The sequence below is a fragment of the Sphingomonas sp. Leaf407 genome (genome assembly GCF_001425385.1).
Lineage (GTDB): Bacteria > Pseudomonadota > Alphaproteobacteria > Sphingomonadales > Sphingomonadaceae > Sphingomonas.
In genome coordinates this window covers 1,371,627-1,390,161 of record NZ_LMQO01000001.1, presented here as the reverse complement: position 1 = coordinate 1,390,161, position 18,535 = coordinate 1,371,627, and the positions used below count along the sequence as shown (strand labels likewise).

The 18,535-nt window shown below is 67.2% G+C and carries 24 protein-coding genes, 1 tRNA gene and 1 pseudogene; 12 read left to right on the top strand and 14 right to left on the bottom strand.

Translation table 11 applies throughout. The annotated features are described in order from the left end of the window. The first annotated feature begins 33 nt into the window (after positions 1-33). Positions 34-1,032 (top strand): adenosine kinase, encoded by a 999-nt coding sequence (locus ASG37_RS06305; protein WP_055757045.1) that lies wholly within the window; start codon positions 34-36, stop codon positions 1,030-1,032. Positions 1,033-1,194: 162 nt separating this feature from the next. On the opposite strand, the pseudogene ASG37_RS06300 reads toward ASG37_RS06305, so the two are convergent. The 9 genes and pseudogenes from ASG37_RS06300 to hisB form a co-directional block, all read right to left on the bottom strand. Further along, positions 1,195-2,717 (bottom strand): annotated as a pseudogene (locus ASG37_RS06300) (amino acid permease); the annotation flags it as partial. Between the two features lie 107 nt (positions 2,718-2,824). Then, positions 2,825-3,202: a histidine triad nucleotide-binding protein gene (locus ASG37_RS06295; RefSeq protein WP_055757415.1), complete on the bottom strand. Its 378-nt coding sequence runs from the start codon at positions 3,200-3,202 to the stop codon at positions 2,825-2,827. 5 nt (positions 3,203-3,207) lie between these two features. Further along, positions 3,208-3,525: a phosphoribosyl-ATP diphosphatase gene (locus ASG37_RS06290; RefSeq protein ID WP_055757042.1), complete on the bottom strand. Its 318-nt coding sequence runs from the start codon at positions 3,523-3,525 to the stop codon at positions 3,208-3,210. Positions 3,526-3,527: 2 nt separating this feature from the next. Then, positions 3,528-3,674: a hypothetical protein gene (locus tag ASG37_RS17885; RefSeq protein WP_200909856.1), complete on the bottom strand. Its 147-nt coding sequence runs from the start codon at positions 3,672-3,674 to the stop codon at positions 3,528-3,530. Next, a complete protein-coding gene (gene hisF / locus ASG37_RS06285; RefSeq protein WP_055757040.1) occupies positions 3,671-4,435 on the bottom strand; it encodes an imidazole glycerol phosphate synthase subunit HisF in 765 nt (254 codons plus the stop codon). Before hisF ends, ASG37_RS17885 begins: the two co-directional genes overlap by 4 nt. Then, positions 4,432-5,160 (bottom strand): 1-(5-phosphoribosyl)-5-[(5-phosphoribosylamino)methylideneamino]imidazole-4-carboxamide isomerase, encoded by a 729-nt coding sequence (hisA, locus tag ASG37_RS06280; RefSeq protein WP_055757038.1) that lies wholly within the window; start codon positions 5,158-5,160, stop codon positions 4,432-4,434. The genes hisF and hisA overlap by 4 nt, the downstream gene beginning before the upstream one ends. After that, positions 5,148-5,747 (bottom strand): imidazole glycerol phosphate synthase subunit HisH, encoded by a 600-nt coding sequence (hisH, locus tag ASG37_RS06275; protein ID WP_055757036.1) that lies wholly within the window; start codon positions 5,745-5,747, stop codon positions 5,148-5,150. The genes hisA and hisH overlap by 13 nt, the downstream gene beginning before the upstream one ends. Then, a complete protein-coding gene (locus tag ASG37_RS06270) occupies positions 5,744-6,049 on the bottom strand; it encodes a YciI family protein (RefSeq protein WP_055757034.1) in 306 nt (101 codons plus the stop codon). The genes hisH and ASG37_RS06270 overlap by 4 nt, the downstream gene beginning before the upstream one ends. Positions 6,050-6,051: 2 nt before the next feature. Beyond that, complete coding sequence (hisB, locus tag ASG37_RS06265) at positions 6,052-6,639, bottom strand: imidazoleglycerol-phosphate dehydratase HisB (RefSeq protein ID WP_055757032.1); 588 nt, start codon at positions 6,637-6,639, stop codon at positions 6,052-6,054. An 81-nt stretch (positions 6,640-6,720) separates the two neighbouring features. Between hisB and ASG37_RS06260 the strand changes: the two genes are divergently transcribed. The 6 genes from ASG37_RS06260 to gmk all read left to right on the top strand — a co-directional run bounded on the left by ASG37_RS06260 (position 6,721) and on the right by gmk (position 10,258). Beyond that, on the top strand, positions 6,721-7,203 hold the full coding sequence (locus tag ASG37_RS06260; protein WP_055757030.1) for an SspB family protein: 483 nt from the start codon (positions 6,721-6,723) through the stop codon (positions 7,201-7,203). Continuing rightward, complete coding sequence (locus ASG37_RS06255) at positions 7,200-7,616, top strand: GNAT family N-acetyltransferase (RefSeq protein ID WP_055757028.1); 417 nt, start codon at positions 7,200-7,202, stop codon at positions 7,614-7,616. The genes ASG37_RS06260 and ASG37_RS06255 overlap by 4 nt, the downstream gene beginning before the upstream one ends. Positions 7,617-7,639: 23 nt before the next feature. Then, the gene (fumC, locus tag ASG37_RS06250) at positions 7,640-9,025 is read left to right on the top strand and encodes a class II fumarate hydratase (protein ID WP_055757026.1); all 1,386 of its coding nucleotides are present in this window, start codon (positions 7,640-7,642) and stop codon (positions 9,023-9,025) included. Positions 9,026-9,081: 56 nt separating this feature from the next. Next, the gene (locus tag ASG37_RS06245; protein WP_055757024.1) at positions 9,082-9,297 is read left to right on the top strand and encodes a hypothetical protein; all 216 of its coding nucleotides are present in this window, start codon (positions 9,082-9,084) and stop codon (positions 9,295-9,297) included. Beyond that, on the top strand, positions 9,294-9,500 hold the full coding sequence (locus tag ASG37_RS06240; protein ID WP_055757022.1) for a hypothetical protein: 207 nt from the start codon (positions 9,294-9,296) through the stop codon (positions 9,498-9,500). Before ASG37_RS06245 ends, ASG37_RS06240 begins: the two co-directional genes overlap by 4 nt. A gap of 98 nt (positions 9,501-9,598) precedes the next feature. Next, positions 9,599-10,258 (top strand): guanylate kinase, encoded by a 660-nt coding sequence (gene gmk, locus ASG37_RS06235; RefSeq protein ID WP_055757021.1) that lies wholly within the window; start codon positions 9,599-9,601, stop codon positions 10,256-10,258. 206 nt (positions 10,259-10,464) lie between these two features. Here the strand turns inward: gmk and ASG37_RS06230 are convergent, their stop codons facing one another. The 4 genes from ASG37_RS06230 to ASG37_RS06215 form a co-directional block, all read right to left on the bottom strand. Next, positions 10,465-11,703, bottom strand: coding sequence for an SDR family oxidoreductase (locus ASG37_RS06230; RefSeq protein WP_055757019.1), 1,239 nt, complete (start codon positions 11,701-11,703; stop codon positions 10,465-10,467). 65 nt (positions 11,704-11,768) lie between these two features. Continuing rightward, the gene (locus ASG37_RS06225; RefSeq protein WP_055757017.1) at positions 11,769-11,978 is read right to left on the bottom strand and encodes a DUF1289 domain-containing protein; all 210 of its coding nucleotides are present in this window, start codon (positions 11,976-11,978) and stop codon (positions 11,769-11,771) included. A 4-nt stretch (positions 11,979-11,982) separates the two neighbouring features. Next, the gene (locus ASG37_RS06220) at positions 11,983-13,389 is read right to left on the bottom strand and encodes a DEAD/DEAH box helicase (protein WP_055757015.1); all 1,407 of its coding nucleotides are present in this window, start codon (positions 13,387-13,389) and stop codon (positions 11,983-11,985) included. Between the two features lie 92 nt (positions 13,390-13,481). After that, on the bottom strand, positions 13,482-13,970 hold the full coding sequence (locus tag ASG37_RS06215; RefSeq protein WP_055757014.1) for a hypothetical protein: 489 nt from the start codon (positions 13,968-13,970) through the stop codon (positions 13,482-13,484). A 75-nt stretch (positions 13,971-14,045) separates the two neighbouring features. Here ASG37_RS06215 and ASG37_RS06210 point away from each other — a divergent pair, with 75 nt between their 5' ends. The 3 genes from ASG37_RS06210 to ASG37_RS06200 all read left to right on the top strand — a co-directional run bounded on the left by ASG37_RS06210 (position 14,046) and on the right by ASG37_RS06200 (position 16,871). Continuing rightward, positions 14,046-15,488, top strand: coding sequence for an FAD-binding oxidoreductase (locus ASG37_RS06210; RefSeq protein ID WP_055757013.1), 1,443 nt, complete (start codon positions 14,046-14,048; stop codon positions 15,486-15,488). A gap of 79 nt (positions 15,489-15,567) precedes the next feature. Next, entirely contained in the window at positions 15,568-16,353 is a 786-nt protein-coding gene (locus tag ASG37_RS06205) for a SapC family protein (protein WP_055757012.1), read from the top strand. Further along, entirely contained in the window at positions 16,353-16,871 is a 519-nt protein-coding gene (locus ASG37_RS06200) for a cytochrome b (protein WP_055757011.1), read from the top strand. Before ASG37_RS06205 ends, ASG37_RS06200 begins: the two co-directional genes overlap by 1 nt. Before the next feature lie 174 nt (positions 16,872-17,045). Here the strand turns inward: ASG37_RS06200 and ASG37_RS06195 are convergent, their stop codons facing one another. After that, a complete protein-coding gene (locus tag ASG37_RS06195) occupies positions 17,046-17,894 on the bottom strand; it encodes an N-formylglutamate amidohydrolase (protein ID WP_055757010.1) in 849 nt (282 codons plus the stop codon). A 102-nt stretch (positions 17,895-17,996) separates the two neighbouring features. On the opposite strand from ASG37_RS06195, the gene cpdR reads away from it, so the two are divergent. Continuing rightward, positions 17,997-18,374, top strand: coding sequence for a cell cycle two-component system response regulator CpdR (cpdR, locus tag ASG37_RS06190; RefSeq protein WP_055757008.1), 378 nt, complete (start codon positions 17,997-17,999; stop codon positions 18,372-18,374). 74 nt (positions 18,375-18,448) lie between these two features. Continuing rightward, positions 18,449-18,523: transfer RNA gene (locus ASG37_RS06185), tRNA-Val, on the top strand. The last annotated feature ends 12 nt before the right edge of the window (positions 18,524-18,535 follow it).

Here is an 18,535-nt window from a genome sequence, read left to right as displayed (position 1 = left end):
CGGTCGCGGCCCATGACTTTCCGGAGAGCCAGCTTGACCGAACCCACCCTCGACGTCGTCGCCATCGGCAACGCCATCGTCGATATTCTCGCCCAGTCCGACGATGCGTTCCTCGCCGCCGAGGGGATGACCAAGGGCTCGATGCAGCTCGTCTTCTCCCCCGCCGACGCCGACGCGCTCTATGCCAAGATGGGGCCGGGCCGCGAAGTGTCGGGCGGATCGGCCGCCAACACCGTCGCCGCCATCGCCGCGCTGGGCGGCAAGACCGGCTTCATCGGTCAGGTCGCCGACGACCAGTTGGGCGCGGTGTTCGCGCACGACGTCCGCGCCGCCGGGGTCCGCTTTGATACCGCCGTCCGCGCCGGCGAGCCGACCACCGCGCGCTGCCTGATCTTCGTAACGCCCGATGGGCAGCGCACGATGAACACCTTCCTCGGCGCATCGCAGTTCCTGCCCGAAGCTGCCCTCGACGCCGATCTGATCGCCAGCGGCGCGATCCTGTATCTCGAAGGCTATCTGTGGGATCCGGAAGAACCCCGCGCGGCGATGCGTGCCGGCATCCGTATCGCGCGTGACGCGGGCCGCAAGGTCGCCTTCACTCTTTCGGACACCTTCTGCATCTCGCGCCACGGCGACGATTTCCGCGCGCTGATCGCCGAAGGGCAGATCGACATCCTGTTCGCCAACGAGAACGAGCTGCTGGCGCTGGCCGAGGTCGAGGATTTCGACGCGGCGGTCGACAAGGTCGCAGGCCAGGCGCCGCTACTGGTCGTGACGCGCGGCGAACACGGCGCGATCGCGGTGACGGCGGGCAAGCGCACCAGCGTCGCCGCCGAGCAGATCGCGCGGGTGGTCGACACCACCGGCGCGGGCGATCTGTTCGCCGCCGGCTTCCTGCATGGGCAGGCGCAGGGCCATGACGTCGAACGCTCGCTGAAGCTGGGTGCGCTGTGCGCCGCCGAAATCCTGTCGCACTATGGCGCGCGGCCCGAAGTCGACCTGAAGACGCTGGCGGCGACGAAGCTCGGCTGAACCGACCGATGGCGGGGTCGGCTTTTCCGGTCCTGCAGTCGCCCGCCGCATGTCGGCTCAACGCCGATGATGCCGGGAACGTCCGGGCATCCGATAGCGCAAAAAGGAAAGGGTCCGGGAGTTGCCTCCCGGACCCTTTCCTTTTGCGCTTCGAGCATCGTCAGGCGTCGGGGTCCGCGGTAGCGGCGGCGTACCGCTGCCGGTTTCCGGCGTATCCGTCAGAGACCACGTCCGACATGGCTGTGCGAACGGCTGTAACCGAAATACACGACCAGTCCGAGCGCCGCCCATCCGAAGAACAGCGCCAGCGTGTAGAACGACAGGCTGAAGAACAGGTACAGGCATCCGGCCACCGCCAACGGCGCGACGAGAATCACTGCCGGGGTACGGAACGGACGACGCCGACCCGGATCGGTCCGCCGCAGCACCAGTACCGCGATCGCGACCATCGCGAAGGCGAACAACGTTCCCGAATTGGAGATGTCAGCGAGCGCACCGACCGGAAACAATGCCGCGAAGAACGCGACGAACACGCCGGTGATGATCGTGACGACATGCGGGGTGCCGTATTTCGGATGCACCTGCGACAGCTTCTCCGGCAGCAGGCCGTCCCGGCTCATCACGAAGAAGATGCGCGTCTGGCCGAACATCATCATCAGCACGACGCTGGGCAGGGCAAGGCCGGCGGCAAGGCCGACCAGATTGCCGACCTGACGCCAGCCGATTTCACGCAGCGTCCATGCCAAAGCTTCCTTGGAACATACGACGGCCTGCGAACCGATATTCGCGCAGGCAGCGGCCAGCTCGGTGCTGCCCGGCGCAATGCCGTTGCCGTTCGCGTCCAGCATCGGCTGCGCACCGACCGTGCCGATGACCCCGGCGGCCACGAGGATGTAGAAGACCGTGCAGATGGCAAGGCTGCCGATCAGGCCGATCGGCATGTTGCGTTGCGGGTTCTTGGTTTCCTCGGCCGCGGTCGAGACTGCATCGAACCCGACATAGGCGAAGAAGATCGACGCTGCCGCCGCCGATATGCCGCCAAAGCCCAGCGGCGCGAACGGTTCGAAATTGGCCGATTTCATGACCGGCAGCGCGAGGACGCAGAACAGGACGAGCGCAGCGATCTTCACCGCGACGAGGATGGCATTGATAAATGCCGATTCCTTGGTCCCGATCACCAGCAGCCACGTCACCAGCAACGCGATGATGAACGCCGGCAGGTTAATGATCCCGCCATCGATCGGCCCCAGGGTCAGCGCTGCGGGCAGGTCGATACCCGCGAACTCGCGCAGCAAACCGACGAAATACCCCGACCAGCCGACGGATACCGCGCCAGCGGCGACCGCATATTCAAGCACCAGTGCCCAGCCGACCATCCATGCCAGCAATTCGCCCATGACGGCGTAGCTGTAGGTATATGCCGATCCCGATACCGGGACCATCGACGACATCTCGGCATAGCACAGCGCGGCTACGGCGCAGACGAATCCAGCGATGATGAAGGCGATCATCATGCCCGGCCCGGCCTTTTGCGCAGCCTCCGCGGTCAGGACGAAGATGCCGGTGCCGATGATCGCACCGACCCCCAGCATCGTAAGCTGGAACGCGCCGAGCGTGCGCGCGAGCGACTTTTTTTCCGCGGTCGCGAGGATCGCGTCCAGCGACTTGATACGGCCGAAGATCATGCAGGCCCCCCATAGGTGGTCGCAACCGACGCGCCACCGGAATTATGATGCGTGAAACCTACCCGCAAATCCGCCCGGTGCAATTCCTTTCGTGTAATAAAGCTGTCCTATCGCGACAGCATCGGTCCCAACGGCTGCCCACCGAACAGGTGAACGTGCAGGTGCGGCACCTCCTGTCCGCCATGTCCGCCGACGTTGGCGAGCAGGCGATAGCCCGGTTCGACCAGCCCGTGTTCGCGCGCGACATGGCCGACTGCGCGGACGAATCCGGCGATCTCGTTATCGCTCGCCCGGCCTGAGAAATCGTCCCACGACACATAGGCACCCTTGGGGATCACCAGCACATGCACCGGGGCCTGCGGGGTGATGTCGTGGAAGGCGAGCGCGTACTCGTCCTCATAGACCCGCTTCGCCGGAATCTCGCCGCGCAGGATGCGGGCGAAGATGTTGGTGTCGTCATAGGGGAGGGTGGCGTCGATCGGCACGGGCTTCACTCCTTGGGGCGGGCGGCTTTCTCGGCGATGCCCGACAGGCCGTCGCGCCGCGTCAGCTCGGCGCGGACCTCGTCCAGCGTGATTCGCTTCTCAGCGAGCAGCACTAGCAGGTGGAACAGCAGGTCGGCGGCCTCGCCGATCAGCCCGGCGCGATCGTCGGCCATCGCCGCGATGACGCACTCGACCGCCTCCTCGCCGACCTTCTGCGCGATCTTCGGCACGCCCCGCACATGGAGCTTCGCGACATAGGATTGTGCCGGATCGCCGTGCAGCCGGGCAGCGATCACCGATTCGAGATGGTCGAGCGCGTCCATGGTCAATCCTTGCGGTTGCGGTTGCGGATCGCCCGCCGCGCCAGCACCACCATCAGCGCGACCGCGACGAAGGTCGCCACGTCGGACAGCGCGAAGCCGGTGCGCGGGGGCACGGTGCCCGAATGGGCGGCGAGGACCACGGGTATCATGCGGGCGACCGCACCGGCACGCCCGCCCTCGCCAGCGCGGCATGCGCATCGGCGATCGACGCCTCGCCGAAATGAAAGATCGAGGCGGCCAGAACCGCGCTCGCATGGCCCTGCGTCACCCCCGCGACCAGATGGTCGAGGTTCCCGACGCCGCCCGATGCGACGACCGGCACCGATACCGCATCAGCGATGTTGCGGATCAGGTCGAGGTCATAGCCGTCGCGCGTGCCGTCGCGGTCCATCGACGTCACCAGCAGTTCGCCCGCGCCCAGCTCGGCAAGGCGCAGCGCATGCTCCACCGCGTCGATGCCGGTCGCCCGCCTGCCGCCATGGGTGAACACCTCCCACCGGTCGCCGACCCGCCGCGCGTCGACCGAGGCAGTGACGCACTGGCTGCCGAAGCGCGCGGCAATATCGGCCACCAGTTCGGGCCGCGCCACGGCGGCGGAATTGACCGCGACCTTGTCCGCACCGGCCAGCAGCAGCGCACGAGCATCCTCGGGCGTGCGCACCCCGCCACCGACGGTCAGCGGCATGAAGCACACCTCGGCAGTGCGGCGCACCACGTCGATGATCGTGTCGCGCCCTTCGTGGCTGGCGCCGATGTCGAGGAAGGTCAGTTCATCGGCGCCCGCCGCGTCATAGGCTCGCGCCTGTTCCACCGGATCGCCGGCATCGCGCAGCTCGACGAAATTCACGCCCTTGACCACCCGCCCGGCATGGACGTCGAGACAGGGGATGACGCGGACGCGGACGCTCACGCGCGCGCCACCGCGATCGCCTCGGCCAGATCGAGGCGCCCGTCGTACAGCGCGCGGCCGGTTATGACGCCTTCGATTCCCGCCTTGCCTTTCAGCGCATGGATATCGCCGATATCGGCCACGCCGCCGCTGGCGATGACCGGAATCGATACGGCAGCCGCCAGCGCGGTCGTCGCCTCGACATTGCAGCCTTTCAGCATCCCGTCACGCCCGACGTCGGTGAACAGAACTGCTGCGACGCCGGCATCCTCGAACCGGCGGGCGAGGTCGACCACCGACACGTCGGACACATCGGCCCAGCCACGCGTCGCGACCATGCCGTCCCACGCATCGACCGCAACGACGATCCGGCCCGGACAGGCGCGGGCCGCCTCGCGCACGAAATCGGGGTCCTCCAGCGCGGCGGTGCCGATCACCACCCGCGCGACGCCGAGGTCGAGCCAGCGATCGACGTTGGCGCGGTTGCGGATGCCGCCACCCAGTTGCACCCGGCCGGGAAAGGCGTTCAGGATGCCCGCCACCGCATCGCCGTTGACCGACTGGCCGGCGAAGGCTCCGTCGAGGTCGACGACGTGCAGATGATCCGCCCCGGCATCGGCGAACACCGACGCCTGATGCGCCGGATCGTCGCCATAGACGGTGGCGCGGGCCATATCGCCTTCGGCCAGTCGGACGATCTGCCCACCCTTCAGATCGATGGCGGGGAAGACGATCAAGGACGCCATTCGAGAAACCTCTCCAGCAGCGCGAGGCCGTAGCGCTGGCTCTTTTCGGGGTGGAACTGCACGCCCAGCAGATTGTCGCGGCCGATCGCGGCACTCACCGGCCCGCCATGATCGGTCGTGGCGAGCACGCCATCGCCCTCGAACGCATAGCTGTGCAGGAAATAGGCTTCGCCCGGCACCAGCAGCGGGTGATCGGCCACCGGCACCACGTCGTTCCAGCCCATGTGCGGTACGGTGACGCCGGGCGCGGGATCGATCCGGCGGACGGTGCCGTCGATCCAGCCGAGGCCGGCGTGGGTGCCGAATTCCTCGCCGGTCGTGGCCAGCAACTGCATGCCCACACACACGCCGAGGAAGGGCACGCCGCCGTCCAGCGCCCGTGCGCGCAGCGTCTCGATCATGCCGGGGATCGCGGCAAGCCCGCCCATGCACGCGGCGAACGCGCCGACGCCGGGCAGCACGATGCGATCGGCGCGCAGCACCACGTCGGGGTCGGCGGTGATTGCCAGATCGCGCGAACCCGCTGCCTTCAATGCGTTGGCAACCGAATGGAGGTTGCCCGCGCCATAATCGATCAGCGCGATCACAGTGCGGCGGCCACCGCGTCGACGGCAAGGGTGGCGGTGAAGGCGACGACCTCGACCGTGGCGACGCCGTTCAGCACGAACGGATCGGTTTCGGCCAGCGCTTGCACCGTCTCCGCATCGCCACGGAACAGCAGCACGCCACCGGTCGGCGGATTGCGCCGCCCGGCCAGCAGCATCTCGCCCGCCGCCATCCGCGCCTCGATCCACGCGACATGCGCCGCGCGGTGCGTGTCGACTTCTTCCAACGGCTTCACATAGCTCAGCATGGCGAGGCTCAGCGGCTGCATCGGACGGGCGACCATCGTTACAATACTCCCTTGGTCGAGGGGATGGCATCGGCCTTGCGCGGGTCGATCTCGGTCGCCATGCGCAAGGCTCGCGCCAGTCCCTTGAAGACGCTTTCGACGATATGATGATTGTTGGTGCCGTACAGCGTTTCGATGTGCAGCGTGATGCCCGCCGCCTGCGCGAAACTGTGGCAGAAATGCTCGAACATCTCGGTATCCATCGTGCCGAGCGACTGCTGGCTGAACGCGACCTTCCACACCGTCCACGGCCGCCCCGAAATGTCGAGGGCGACGCGGGTCAGCGTCTCGTCCATTGGCGACAGCGCCTCGCCATAGCGGGCGATGCCGCGCTTGTCGCCGAGGGCTTTCGCGAACGCCTCGCCGATCGCGATGCCGGTGTCCTCGACGGTGTGGTGCGCGTCGATATGCAGGTCGCCCTTGGTGCGGACGGTCAGGTCGATCAGCGAATGACGGCTGAGCTGCTCCAGCATGTGATCGAAGAAGCCGACTCCGGTCGACACGTCGTAGGTGCCGGTGCCGTCGAGGTTGACGGTGACGTCGACCGACGTCTCGCTGGTGTGGCGGGCGATGGTGGCGGTGCGCATGGGCGTCCCATAGCGCGGTGTCGGCCCGGTGCAACGTAACGAATCTTGACCGGGCACGAAACCCCGCTACCCAAGGTCGCCATGAACCAGATCATCGCCGACAGCCTGATCCCGTATGACGAGATCGTCCAGGAAGCCCTGCGCGCGGTGGTCGGCCGCGTGCTGGGGCAGGTGTCCGCCACCGGGGCGCTGCCCGGCGAGCATCATTTCTACATCACCTTCAAGACGCAGGCCCCCGGCGTCGACATTCCCAAGCGGTTGATCGAACGCTTCCCGGACGAGATGACGATCGTCATCCAGCATCGCTTCTGGGACCTGACCGTCGACGATACCCGCTTTTCGGTGGGCCTGAGCTTCGGCGGCATTCCGTCGACGCTCATCATTCCCCATGCGGCGATCACCGGCTTTCACGATCCGGCGGTCAATTTCGAGCTGCGTTTTCAGGCGACCGAGGATGGCGGGATCGATTCCGAACCGCACGACCAGCCGGAAAACGATGCGCCGATTGCAACGAGCGAGGACGGGTCGAACGTCGTCGCGGTGGATTTCAAACGCAAGAAGTGACGATCGAGGTCGTCGCCGCGCCGGGTGATGCCGAACGCGACGCGATCCTGCGCGTGCTCGTCGCGCATAACGACGCGGCGGTCGGGCCGACCGGACGGCGGCAGGTCGCGATCGTCCTGCGCGACGAGGGCGGCGCAATCCTCGGCGGGCTGTGGGGCAGGATCGGCTATCGCTGGCTGTTCGTCGAATATCTGGCGGTGCCGCCATCGCACAAGGGGCGCGGGATTGGCCGCGACCTGATGCAGCGGGCGGAAGCGGAAGCGCGGGCCGACGGGTGCATCGGCATCTGGCTCGACACGTTCAGTTTCCAGGCGCGGGGCTTCTACGAGAAGCTGGGCTTCGCTGTATACGGCGACATTCCCGATTTCCCGCCGGGCGAGACGCGCTTCTTCCTGTCGAAACGGATCGACTGAACCGCTGACGGGTTCTCGCGGGTATGAGCAACACCCGCACCGAAACCGATTCGATCGGCCCGATCGAGGTTCCTTCGCAAGCCTATTGGGGAGCGCAGACCGAGCGATCGATCGAGAATTTCCCCTTCGCCGCCAGCGAACGCATGCCGATCGGCATCGTCCACGCACTGGCGATCGTGAAGCAGGCGGCGGCGCGCGTGAACCGTACGCACGGCCTTCCCGACAACATCGCCGATGCGATCGATTCGGCGGCGGGAGAGGTGATCGTCGGCAAGCTCGACGACCAGTTCCCGCTGGTCATCTGGCAGACCGGCAGCGGCACCCAATCGAACATGAACGTCAACGAAGTGATCGCCGGCCGCGCCAACGAGGTGTTGGGCGGAACCCGCGGCGGCAAGGTGCCGGTGCATCCCAACGATCACGTCAACATGGGGCAATCGTCGAACGACAGTTTCCCGACCGCGCTGCATGTCGCCGCCGTCATCGCGCTCAACCGCGACCTGCTGCCCGCGCTCGACCGGCTGGCGGGATCGCTGGAGGCGAAGGCCCGGGACTGGGCGGAGATCGTCAAGATCGGCCGCACCCATTTGCAGGACGCGACGCCGCTCACGCTGGGGCAGGAGTTTTCCGCTTACGTCGCGCAACTGCGCGATGCCGACCGCCGGTTGCGCTCTGCCGAGGACGATCTGCTGCGGTTGGCACAGGGCGGCACGGCGGTCGGCACCGGCCTGAACGCCGCGCCCGGTTTCGCTGAAGCGGTCGCAGCGGAGATCGCCTCGATCACCGGGCATGTCTTCGTCACTGCGCCCAACAAGTTCGAGGCGCTGGCATCGAACGATCCGCTGGTGCAACTGTCGGGCACGCTCAACACGCTGGCGGTGGCGCTGACCAAGATCGCCAACGATATTCGCCTGCTCGGTTCGGGGCCGAGGTCGGGGCTGGGGGAGATCGATCTTCCCGCCAACGAACCGGGCAGCTCGATCATGCCGGGCAAGGTCAACCCGACCCAGTGCGAGATGCTGACGATGGTGTCGGCGCAGGTGATCGGCAATCACCTGTCGGTGACGGTGGGCGGGATGCAGGGGCATCTCGAACTCAACGTCTTCAAGCCGTTGATCGGCGCGGCGGTGCTGCGGTCGATCGATCTGCTGAGCGTCGGCATGGTCAGCTTCGCCACGCGCTGCGTCGACGGGATCGAGCCGAACCGGCAGCGGATCGGCGAACTAGTCGAACGATCGCTGATGCTGGTGACGGCGCTGGCCCCCGAGATCGGCTATGACAATGCCGCGAAGATCGCCAAGCATGCCCATGCCGCAGGGCAGACGCTGCGCGAAGCCGGCCTCGCGCTCGGGCTGGTCGACGAAGCGACGTTCGACCGGCTGGTCCGGCCCGAATCGATGGTCGGGTAAGGGAACCGACGCGCGTTTCCCGCGCTATACCGGCGTAACGACATGCAGGTGACAACATGGGTGCGACAACTATCGGCGCGCTGGTCGGCGGCTTCATCGACAGTCTCGACGGCGGTGACGATTCGAACGTCGATGGTGCGATCAAAGGTGCGATCGTCGCCAATGTTCTGAAAGTCGTGATTCCCGTCACCATCACCTATGCCATCGGCTGGGCGGTATTGCGTGGCGCGGGCGAACTGAAGGCACAACTCTTTGAGGAGACGGCAGCATGATCGGACGTATTATCGGAGCGCTGGTCGGACGCCAGATTGATCGTCGTGACGGTCGCGGCGGTGCTAAGGGCGCGGCGATGGGCTGGCTCGCGGGCAGCGCGATGCGGCGGATGGGGCCGCTCGGCATGATCTTGGGCGGCGGCTATGCCGCAAAGAAGGCGTACGACCGTCGCAAGGGGGATCGCTTGCGACGCGGCTACTGATCTCGACACCAGGCTAATCCAAATACGGGCAAGGGGCGACGGTTTCACGACCGTCGCCCCTTGACGTTGTGGCAGGCCGCGCGCCATCAGGCGGCCCCATGACCCAAGTGCCAGACCCCGACCTCCACGGCTTCAAGCGCCGCGGGGTGTTGTTCGTCCTGTCGTCGCCTTCGGGCGCGGGCAAATCGACGATCGCGCGCAAGCTGCTGACCGCCGAAGCCGATCTGTCGATGTCGGTGTCCGCTACCACCCGTGCCCCGCGCCCCGGGGAGGTCGACGGCAAGGACTATCACTTCGTCGATCTGGAAGAATTCCGGCGCATGGCGACGGCGCACGAATTCCTCGAATGGGCGCATGTGTTCGGCAATCGCTATGGTACGCCGCGCGAGGCGGTCGATGCGATGCTGAGCGCGGGCAAGGACGTGCTGTTCGACATCGACTGGCAGGGCGCGCAGCAACTGTTCCAGATCGCCGGCGGCGACGTGGTGCGGGTGTTCATCCTGCCGCCGTCGATGGCCGAACTGCATCAGCGGCTGATCGCGCGGAACACCGATTCGGCGCAAGTGATCGACGGCCGTATGGCCCGCGCTGCTGCCGAAGTCAGCCATTGGGACGGCTATGATTACGTCCTCGTCAACGACGATGTCGACGCCTGCTTCCGCAAGGTGCAGACTATCCTCGCGGCGGAACGGTTGCGCCGTTCGCGGCAGACCGGCCTGATCGGGTTCATCCGCAAGCTGATGAACCCGGCACCGTAGGGCCGATCGACCTTCCTTCGCGCGTCGTCACCCCGGACTTGTTCCGGGGTCCACCTGTACGCAAACGCTGTCGATACAGCCTCAAGGCGCACCGATCGCCGAGCCGTGGACCCCGGAACAAGTTCGGGGTGACGAAGATCGGTCGGCAATGCTGAAGGTCGATCGGCCCTAAGCCCCTCCCCGCGAAGGGGGAGGGGTACGACGGATCAGGCGGTCGCGACCGTGATGTCCGCCGCATTGGGGGCGACCGGGCTGCCCAGCGGCTTTTCCGAAAAGCGTTCGCCGGCCACGGTGCTGGCGATGCCCGAGGGTTCGGGAATGGTGTTTTCGTCGGCGATCGCTGCGGCGAACGATGCCGGCGAATCGGTGCCGTCCACTTGATGCGCCTTCGGTTCGGGCGCGGGCAGCAGCTTCGGCGCAGCCTTGCGCGGGGTCGATCCGCGCAGCGACAGCAACATGCCGGCGACCGCACCGACCGCGCCAAGGATCGCGAGCGTGGTCAGCGGACGCATCTGCGCTTCGAGGGCGAGGCTCTGCTTGCGGACATGGATGTCCTGGTTCGACCGTTCGCGGCCGTCCTTGCGTGGCTGGTAGAGATTGTCCTTCGCACCCGGTTCGGCCGGAGTATCGATCGTCTGCGCCGCTTCCCCGAAAAACGCCTCCATGAAGCGGTCGGCGCTGCGCGGCAGCAGGTTGCTCATCTTGGTCATCACCATGCCGGTGCCGCCGACCGTCAGGTCGCGCTTGGGATTGGCGACCGCAAAACAGATCGCCTTGGCGACCAGTTCGGGATCATAGACCACCGGCGGCACCCGCGCGGGCTTGTTCATGCGGTTGCGAGCATGTTCGGGGTACGGGGTGTTGATCGCCGCCGGCTTGATGAGCGTGACCGACACCGGCTTGCCGTCTGCTTCCAACTCCATGCGCAGCGCTTCGGTAAAGCCCTGCACCGCATGTTTCATCGCGCTGTACGCGCCCTGCAACGGGACCGAGCGGTCCGACAGGATCGAACCGACGTTGACGATCGCGCCGCCGCCGCGTGCGGTCAGTTCGCGCGCGGCGTAGAGCGAGCCGGCGACCATCGCGAAATAGCCGACGTCGAACGCGCGGCGCTGTTCGTCGAGACCGGTGTCGAGCAGCGGCGCGTAGAGTGCGACAGCGGCATCGTTGACCCATGCGTCGAAGCCGCCGAACGCCTCGCGCGCCTTTTCGCCGATTCGCTCGGACGCGTCGGCGGCGGTCACGTCGATCGCGAGATGGGTGGCGCGGCCGCCCTTGTTGCGGATCGATTCGACCGCTTCGGCCAGTGCGTCCTCGTTGCGGGCGACCAGCACGACGCGCGCGCCTTCGCGCGCGGCACGGCGGGCGGTGGCGAGGCCGATGCCCGACGAAGCTCCGGTGATGACAATCGTCTGTTGTGACAAGGGTTTAAGGCTGACGGCCATGATGAATCTCCCGACTGGGTTTGCACCGGCGCTGAACGCGCAGGAAACCAGTCGGGGTCCGACCGTCAGCCGTCGAGGATCGCCATCCGTTCGGGCAGCGTCGCCATCACCTGCCGCCGGGCGGCGGGATCGATGCTGGTCCAGCAGGCGATCTCGTCGCGGGTGCGGCCGCAGCCGAAGCACCAGCCGGTGGCGCTGTCGATCGAGCAGACCAGCGTGCAGGGGCTTTCGATCGCGACGGGGGCCACCGCCTCGAACGGATCATCGGCGTCCATCGCCTCAGCCGGTCAGCCGCACCGAAAGGAATGCCGGGACCGGGCCGTTCCAGCCGCCATCCTCGATCGCGTCCTGCTGGACATAGCGGGCCGGGCGCTCGTCGCGCACCGGTTCACGCCGTTGGGGTTCCTCGCGCCGGGGGGCTTCCTCGCGGCGTTGCGGTTCCTCGCGACGGCGGCGGGGCTGGGGCGCGGCTTCCTCGGGCGCGGCGGCGGCACGGGGACGGCGCGCGCGGCGGGGAGCCTCCTCCTCGGCCTTCGCAGCGGCTTCTGGGACGTCGTCGGCGGGAGCGGAGGTGCCCATGTCGAGGATGGGGATCGTCTGGCCGGTCAGCTTTTGGATGTTGGCGATGTTTTCGGCATCGTCCTCGGTAATCAGCGTCCACGCGGTGCCGGTGGCACCACCGCGCCCGGTGCGGCCGATGCGATGGACGTAATCATCGGGGTGCCACGGCGCGTCGAAGTTGACGACATGGCTGACCCCCTTCACGTCCAGCCCGCGTGCCGCCACGTCGGAGGCGACGAGGATGCTCACGTCGCCGCGCTTGAAGCGTTCCAGTTCGGCGATGCGCGCGGCCTGTTCCATGTCGCCATGGATTTCGGCCGAGCTGAAGCCGGCGCGTTGCAGGCTCTTGTTCAGTTCGCGCACCGTCGTCTTGCGGTTGCAGAACACGATCGCGTTGCGAAGATCGGCGCTGCCGAGCAGCTTGCGCAGCACGTCGCGCTTCTTTGCCGCGCTCACCGGCACCAGATGCTGGGTAATGTTGGTGTTGGTCGTCGCCGGCCGGGCGACCTCGATCGTCTTGGGATTGTCGAGGAACTTGTCGGCCAGCTTCTTGATCGGCGGCGGCATGGTGGCCGAGAACAGCAAGGTCTGCCGCTGCTTGGGCAGCTTGGTGCAGATTTCCTCGATGTCGGGGATGAACCCCATGTCGAGCATCCGGTCGGCCTCGTCGATCACCAGCATCGAACAGCCGTTGAGCAGGATCTTGCCGCGGGTGAACAGGTCCATCAGCCGACCCGGCGTCGCGATCAGCACGTCGACGCCTTTTTCGAGCGCGGCCAACTGGTCGCCCATCGACACACCGCCGATGAGGAGCGCCATCGAGAGCTTGTGGTTCGCGCCATATTTCTCGAAATTCTCGGCGACCTGCGCCGCCAGTTCGCGCGTCGGTTCGAGGATCAGCGAGCGCGGCATGCGGGCGCGGCTGCGGCCGTGCGCGAGGATGTCGATCATCGGCAGCACGAACGATGCGGTCTTGCCGGTGCCGGTCTGCGCGACGGCGACCAGATCGCGCATCATCAGCACCGAAGGGATTGCCGCCGCCTGAATCGGGGTGGGCTCGCTATAGCCCGAATCGGTGACGGAACGCAGCAGTTCGTCGGACAGGCCGAGATCGGCGAAGGTCATGCAGTTTCCAGCTTATGGAAGGGCAACGAAACAGCGCCGCCAAATGGGGTTGCCGCTGCAGGAAATCCGGTGAAAAGTCAAGGAGGCCGCGCCTAGCGCGCCGGGACCAGCGTGCGAAACTGGGCGATGCGGCACTGGCCGCCCGAACGCGAGCGCAACACATCGCGCGCGGCGCACATCTGCCCGTCGCCGCTGGGCTTGAAATACAGGCCCGCGTAGAAATCGAGCGCGGCGCAATCATCGGCGAGGCGGGCGCGCAACCGCTTGCCCCCGGCGAGCAGCAGGTCGACGCTGTCAGGGCGGCTGACGGTGACGGCGGCAAGGTCCTGCACGGGCACGCAGCGGTCGGCGCGCTTTTCGACCCACTGGATCGGCGGCAGCGGACGCGGCGTGCTGAACGATGCCGGCGCGATCGGCGCGCGGGGCACGCGGATGATGACGCGCTGGATTCGCATTTCGGTCCTGACCGTCGTCACCCCGCCGGGCGGCAGCGGATTGTCGACCAGCCGCCGCTGCGCCGACCCCGGCAGCGCCAGCATCAGCAGCGCCGTGGCGGCGACAGGGAACGGCAGGGCACTCACGCGACAAACATTCACCCCGACGTTTTAACCTGCGATGAACTGGCGGCAAGGGGGCGGTGGTGATAGCGCGTGCCCATGCGTACCGATGCCGTCGCCGCGATGGTCGCCGATGCCCGCGAATTGCTGGGCGAGCGCGCCGTCTCCACCGATCCCGAACGGATCGCCCCGTGGCTAACCGACTGGCGCGGCCGGTTCCACGGGGCCAGCGCCGCACTGTTCGAGCCGGCGAATACCGCCGGGGTCGCCGGAATCGTGACGCTGGCGGCACGGCATGGCGTCGCGCTCGTGCCGCAGGGGGGCAATACGTCGATGGTCGGCGGGGCGACGCCGCCGGCCGACGGATCGGCGGTGATCGTCTCGCTCCGCCGGATGAACCGGATTCGCGCGGTCGCAGGGGGCCAAGCGGTGGCGGAAAGCGGGGTGATCCTCCAGCATCTCCACGATGCCGCCGCGCAGGCCGGGCGGCGGTTTCCGCTGACGCTGGGCGCGCGGGGGAGCGCCACGATCGGCGGCCTCGTCTCGACCAACGCCGGGGGCACGCAGGTGCTGCGCTGGGGCACGATGCGCCGGCTGGTGCTGGGCGTCGAAGCGGTGTTGCCCGACGGATCGGTCCACGACGGGCTGGCGGCATTGCCCAAGGACAATCGCGGCTATGACCTGACGCAATTGCTGGTGGGGGCGGAGGGGACGCTGGGCATCGTCACCGCCGCGACGCTGCGGCTGGTGCCGGCGATCGGCGCGCGAGCGGTGGCGTGGGCCGGAATCGCCGATCCGCAGGCGGGGCTGACGCTGCTGCGCCGGATGCAGGCGGCGACCGACTCGATCGAGAGCTTCGAGATCATTCCGGCCGATTCGCTGGCGCTGGCGGTGGCGCATCTGCCCGGTGCCCGCCCGCCGCTCGCCGGGCCGCACCCGTGGCATCTGCTGATCGAGGCGGTGGCGGGCACCGGCGAGGCGTCGCCCGATGCGCTGCTCGTCCGCCTGCTCGGCGATGCGCTGGCCGACGGGGTGGTCGGCGATGCGGTGCTCGCCACGTCGGAGGCGCAGGCCCAAGCGTTCTGGGCCTTGCGCGATTCGCTGTCGGCGGCGGAGAAGGCGGCGGGGCCGGCGGTGCAGCATGATATTTCGGTGCCGGTGGATGCGATGCCGCGCTTCATGGTGGAGACGGCCGCCGCCGCCGAGGCGCGCTTCGCCGGGACCCATGCCACCGCCTTCGGCCATTTGGGCGACGGCAACGTGCATTTCCATGTCCGCGCACCCGCTGGGGCCGATCCCGCTCACTGGTATGCGCAGGATGCGCCGGTTGTCACCCGCTTCGTCCATGATGCGGTGGTCGCCGCCGGCGGATCGATCTCGGCGGAACATGGCATCGGCCAGATGAAGCTCGGCGAACTGGCGCGCACCGCGCCGCCCGCGCGGCTGGCGGCGCTGCGCGCGGTGAAGGCCGGGCTGGACCCGCGCGGATTGTTCAATCCGGGGAAGCTCGTACCGCTTGCGCCCGCGCCACCCAGCAAATAGACGAAAGTCCCAAGTTCGCCGGGGGGCGGACGTCCGGCGGGTACTGCCGGACAGGGTATGATTACTTGGAGATCCTGAAATGGCCAGCGCGCCGCAGAACCAGTCGCTTCCGCTTTTCTACAACCAGCTCGAACCGCTTTCGAGCCAGACGCATGCCGACTGGAAGGTCCGCAGCACCGATCGCGCGCCGTTCCTGGTCGGCCAGCATGCCGTGCCGGTGACGGTCGAGGAATTCCCGCTGGTACAGCGGCGGATGCCGATCGTGTTCTCGGTCGGTGACGATCCCGTGCCGCTGGCGCTGATGGGCCTGAACGAAGGCGTCAACACCTTCCTCGACGACGAAGGCCGGCTGATCGATCCCGAGACCTATGTCCCGGCCTATATCCGCCGCTATCCCTATCTGCTCGCGCGGCTGCGCCCCGAATCGGAAGAGCTGTCGCTGTGCTTCGACCCGACGTCGGACGTGATCGGCCAGTTCGACGAGGGCGATGCGCTGTTCGACGGCGACAAGCCCAGCGAAGTGACCCAGCAGATCCTCGCCTTCAACGAGCAGTTCGAGCAGGCCGGCCAGAAGACCGGCATGTTCATGAAGGAATTGAAGGAGCTTGGCCTGCTAATGGACGGCGAAGTGTCGATCCAGCAGGACGGCAACGACCAGCCGTTCGTCTATCGCGGCTTCCAGATGGTATCGGAAGAAAAGCTGATGGAACTGCGCGGCGACCAGCTTCGCAAGATGCAGCAGTCGGGCATGCTGCCGCTGGTGTTCGCGCACCTGTTCTCGCTGTCGCTGATGCGTGACGTGTTCGCGCGGCAGATGCGGCAGGGCAAGGTACAGGCGCAGCCGGTCGGCGTGCCGACTTTCTGATGGCGCGGGCCGTCCCGGGCGCACGCTATTCGCGGGTCGCGATCGCCTTTCACTGGGTGATCGCCTTCCTCGTCGTCGTGAACCTGTGGATCGGCCTGATCGGCGGGTCGATGGGGCTGCACAAGTCGATCGGCCTGACCGTGCTGGTGCTGACGATCGGGCGGATCGGCTGGCGAATCGCCAATCCGCCCCCGCCGTTGCCCGTCTCCACGTCCGCGTGGGAACGGGCGGCGGCGCATCTGACGCATGTCATCTTCTACCTGTTCCTGATCGTCCTGCCGATGAGCGGCTGGGCGATGGCGTCGGGCGCGACCCGGCGGCCGCTCGAATGGTTCGGGCTGTTCGCCGTGCCCTATCTGCCGATTTCACCCGCCGCGGCAGGGGCGGGGCATGAGGTCCATGAGATCGTCGGCATCACCATGGCCGTGCTGGTCGCGCTGCATGTCGGCGCGGCGTTGCGGCATCATTTCGTGCTGCGCGACGCGGTATTGGCGAGGATGCTGCCGGGCGTGCGATGAGTCGTTACAAACGGATACAATTTCGCTCTTGAAGCCTGCCGACGCCTTTCCTAGATTGTTGATACACGGTTCGATGTTCCCCCCTTTCGTCGGGCCGTGCGGCGCGTTTTACGCGCCTCCTCCCTGAACCTTGGCCACTCCGTGCTTCATGCACGGGGTGGTTTTTTTATGTGCTTATTCCGCAGCGCGGCGGAGCGGATCGGCAAGCGTCGCCAGCGTGTCGAGCACGGCGCGAACCGTCTTCGCGGTGCGGGCCAGCCCCTCGCCCGGCTGATCGAGCGTCGCATCGAGATACAGCGTCCGGTCGAGTTCGAGCTGGAGCGCATAGACGCCGCCGCGCGGATCGGCATGGGCGTCGAGAATGTGGCCGCCGGCATAGGGCCGGTCGATCGCGACCGGGCACCCGTGGCCCCGCACAACCCCGGCGATTCGCGCGGTGACATGGCCGGGGCAGCTTCGCCCGAACCGGTCGCCGAGCACGACCTGCGCCGGATCGGGGCCGGGGAGCGGCGGCATCGAATGCAGGTCGAGCAGGATCGCCGTACCGAACGCCGCGCGGGCGGCGGCGAGCGCCTGCCCGAGTGCTGCATGATACGGCGCATGGGTTTCGACGATCCGCGCCCGCACTTCCGCGTCGGTCAGCTTGCGCCGCCACATATTGTCGGCACCGCCGGCGCGGCGTGGGATCAGGCCGATGCCGCTCTTCACCTTGTCCGACCGGGCGAGGGCGGCCGGGCGGGCGCCCTCGTCGATCCACGGATCGCGATCGGCGTCGGGCGAGCGGTTGAGGTCGATCCATGCCCGGGCATGGCTGGCGACGAGCATCGTTTCGTCCCCCCGCGCGGCATGGGCGACGGCATCGACGTGGCGGTCCTCCAGCGGGACCAGCGCGGCCATCGGCACGCTGACGAGATCGGCGAGCGCTTGAGGATAATATCGCCCGGCGTGCGGCACCGATACGACCACCGGCGACCGTGGCGGACCCATGCCGAAGCGATGGAACGGGGGCGGGGCGGTGTCCATTTTTGCCACAGACCATGTCGTCCCCGGTGTGTCGAGGCGGGACGTCTGGAATTTCTTAACCGCTCCCGGCATATGCGGAGCCATGACGGCCAAGGGGTGCCCATGTTCAAAATTCTGCTGGCCGAGGACGATCAGGTGATGCGCGAGTATCTGGCGCGCGCGCTGGAACGTGCCGGCTATCATGTCAGCGCGGTTGATCGCGGTACGGCGGCGGTGCCGCTGCTGGAGCGCGAGCCGTTCGACCTGCTGCTGACCGACATCGTCATGCCCGAGATGGACGGCATCGAACTGGCGCAGCGCGCCGGCGAGATCGCGCCCGACCTGCGCGTCATGTTTATCACCGGCTTCGCCGCCGTCACGCTGAAGGCCGGCAAGACGGTGCCGCAGGCGCGCATCCTGTCCAAGCCGTTCCACCTGCGCGAGCTGGTGGCCGAGGTCGACCGGATGTTCGAGGGAGAAAAATTGCCTGCGGGCAATTAGGCTCTTGTCAGCCCGAAACGACGCCGCTAACAGCGCCACTCCGGTTTCGCTCTCCCCTTACGGGGAACAGCGCCGGGCGCGTAGCTCAGTGGTAGAGCACTGTGTTGACATCGCAGGGGTCGCAAGTTCAATCCTTGCCGCGCCCACCATTTCGAAAAGCC

What these genes read in the sequence shown, in the direction of transcription:
- ASG37_RS06205 (WP_055757012.1), top strand. Translation starts at nt 15,568, where the DNA reads ATGGCCAGCGCGCCGCAGAACCAGTCGCTTCCGCTTTTCTACAACCAG.
- ASG37_RS06230 (WP_055757019.1), bottom strand. Translation starts at nt 11,703, where the DNA reads ATGGCCGTCAGCCTTAAACCCTTGTCACAACAGACGATTGTCATCACC.
- ASG37_RS17885 (WP_200909856.1), bottom strand. Translation starts at nt 3,674, where the DNA reads ATGATACCCGTGGTCCTCGCCGCCCATTCGGGCACCGTGCCCCCGCGC.
- ASG37_RS06195 (WP_055757010.1), bottom strand. Translation starts at nt 17,894, where the DNA reads ATGGACACCGCCCCGCCCCCGTTCCATCGCTTCGGCATGGGTCCGCCA.
- ASG37_RS06220 (WP_055757015.1), bottom strand. Translation starts at nt 13,389, where the DNA reads ATGACCTTCGCCGATCTCGGCCTGTCCGACGAACTGCTGCGTTCCGTC.
- ASG37_RS06245 (WP_055757024.1), top strand. Translation starts at nt 9,082, where the DNA reads ATGGGTGCGACAACTATCGGCGCGCTGGTCGGCGGCTTCATCGACAGT.
- cpdR (WP_055757008.1), top strand. Translation starts at nt 17,997, where the DNA reads ATGTTCAAAATTCTGCTGGCCGAGGACGATCAGGTGATGCGCGAGTAT.
- ASG37_RS06240 (WP_055757022.1), top strand. Translation starts at nt 9,294, where the DNA reads ATGATCGGACGTATTATCGGAGCGCTGGTCGGACGCCAGATTGATCGT.
- hisB (WP_055757032.1), bottom strand. Translation starts at nt 6,639, where the DNA reads ATGCGCACCGCCACCATCGCCCGCCACACCAGCGAGACGTCGGTCGAC.
- ASG37_RS06270 (WP_055757034.1), bottom strand. Translation starts at nt 6,049, where the DNA reads ATGGTCGCCCGTCCGATGCAGCCGCTGAGCCTCGCCATGCTGAGCTAT.
- hisA (WP_055757038.1), bottom strand. Translation starts at nt 5,160, where the DNA reads ATGGCGTCCTTGATCGTCTTCCCCGCCATCGATCTGAAGGGTGGGCAG.
- ASG37_RS06225 (WP_055757017.1), bottom strand. Translation starts at nt 11,978, where the DNA reads ATGGACGCCGATGATCCGTTCGAGGCGGTGGCCCCCGTCGCGATCGAA.
- ASG37_RS06210 (WP_055757013.1), top strand. Translation starts at nt 14,046, where the DNA reads ATGCGTACCGATGCCGTCGCCGCGATGGTCGCCGATGCCCGCGAATTG.
- ASG37_RS06200 (WP_055757011.1), top strand. Translation starts at nt 16,353, where the DNA reads ATGGCGCGGGCCGTCCCGGGCGCACGCTATTCGCGGGTCGCGATCGCC.
- ASG37_RS06290 (WP_055757042.1), bottom strand. Translation starts at nt 3,525, where the DNA reads ATGGACGCGCTCGACCATCTCGAATCGGTGATCGCTGCCCGGCTGCAC.
- ASG37_RS06260 (WP_055757030.1), top strand. Translation starts at nt 6,721, where the DNA reads ATGAACCAGATCATCGCCGACAGCCTGATCCCGTATGACGAGATCGTC.
- fumC (WP_055757026.1), top strand. Translation starts at nt 7,640, where the DNA reads ATGAGCAACACCCGCACCGAAACCGATTCGATCGGCCCGATCGAGGTT.
- gmk (WP_055757021.1), top strand. Translation starts at nt 9,599, where the DNA reads ATGACCCAAGTGCCAGACCCCGACCTCCACGGCTTCAAGCGCCGCGGG.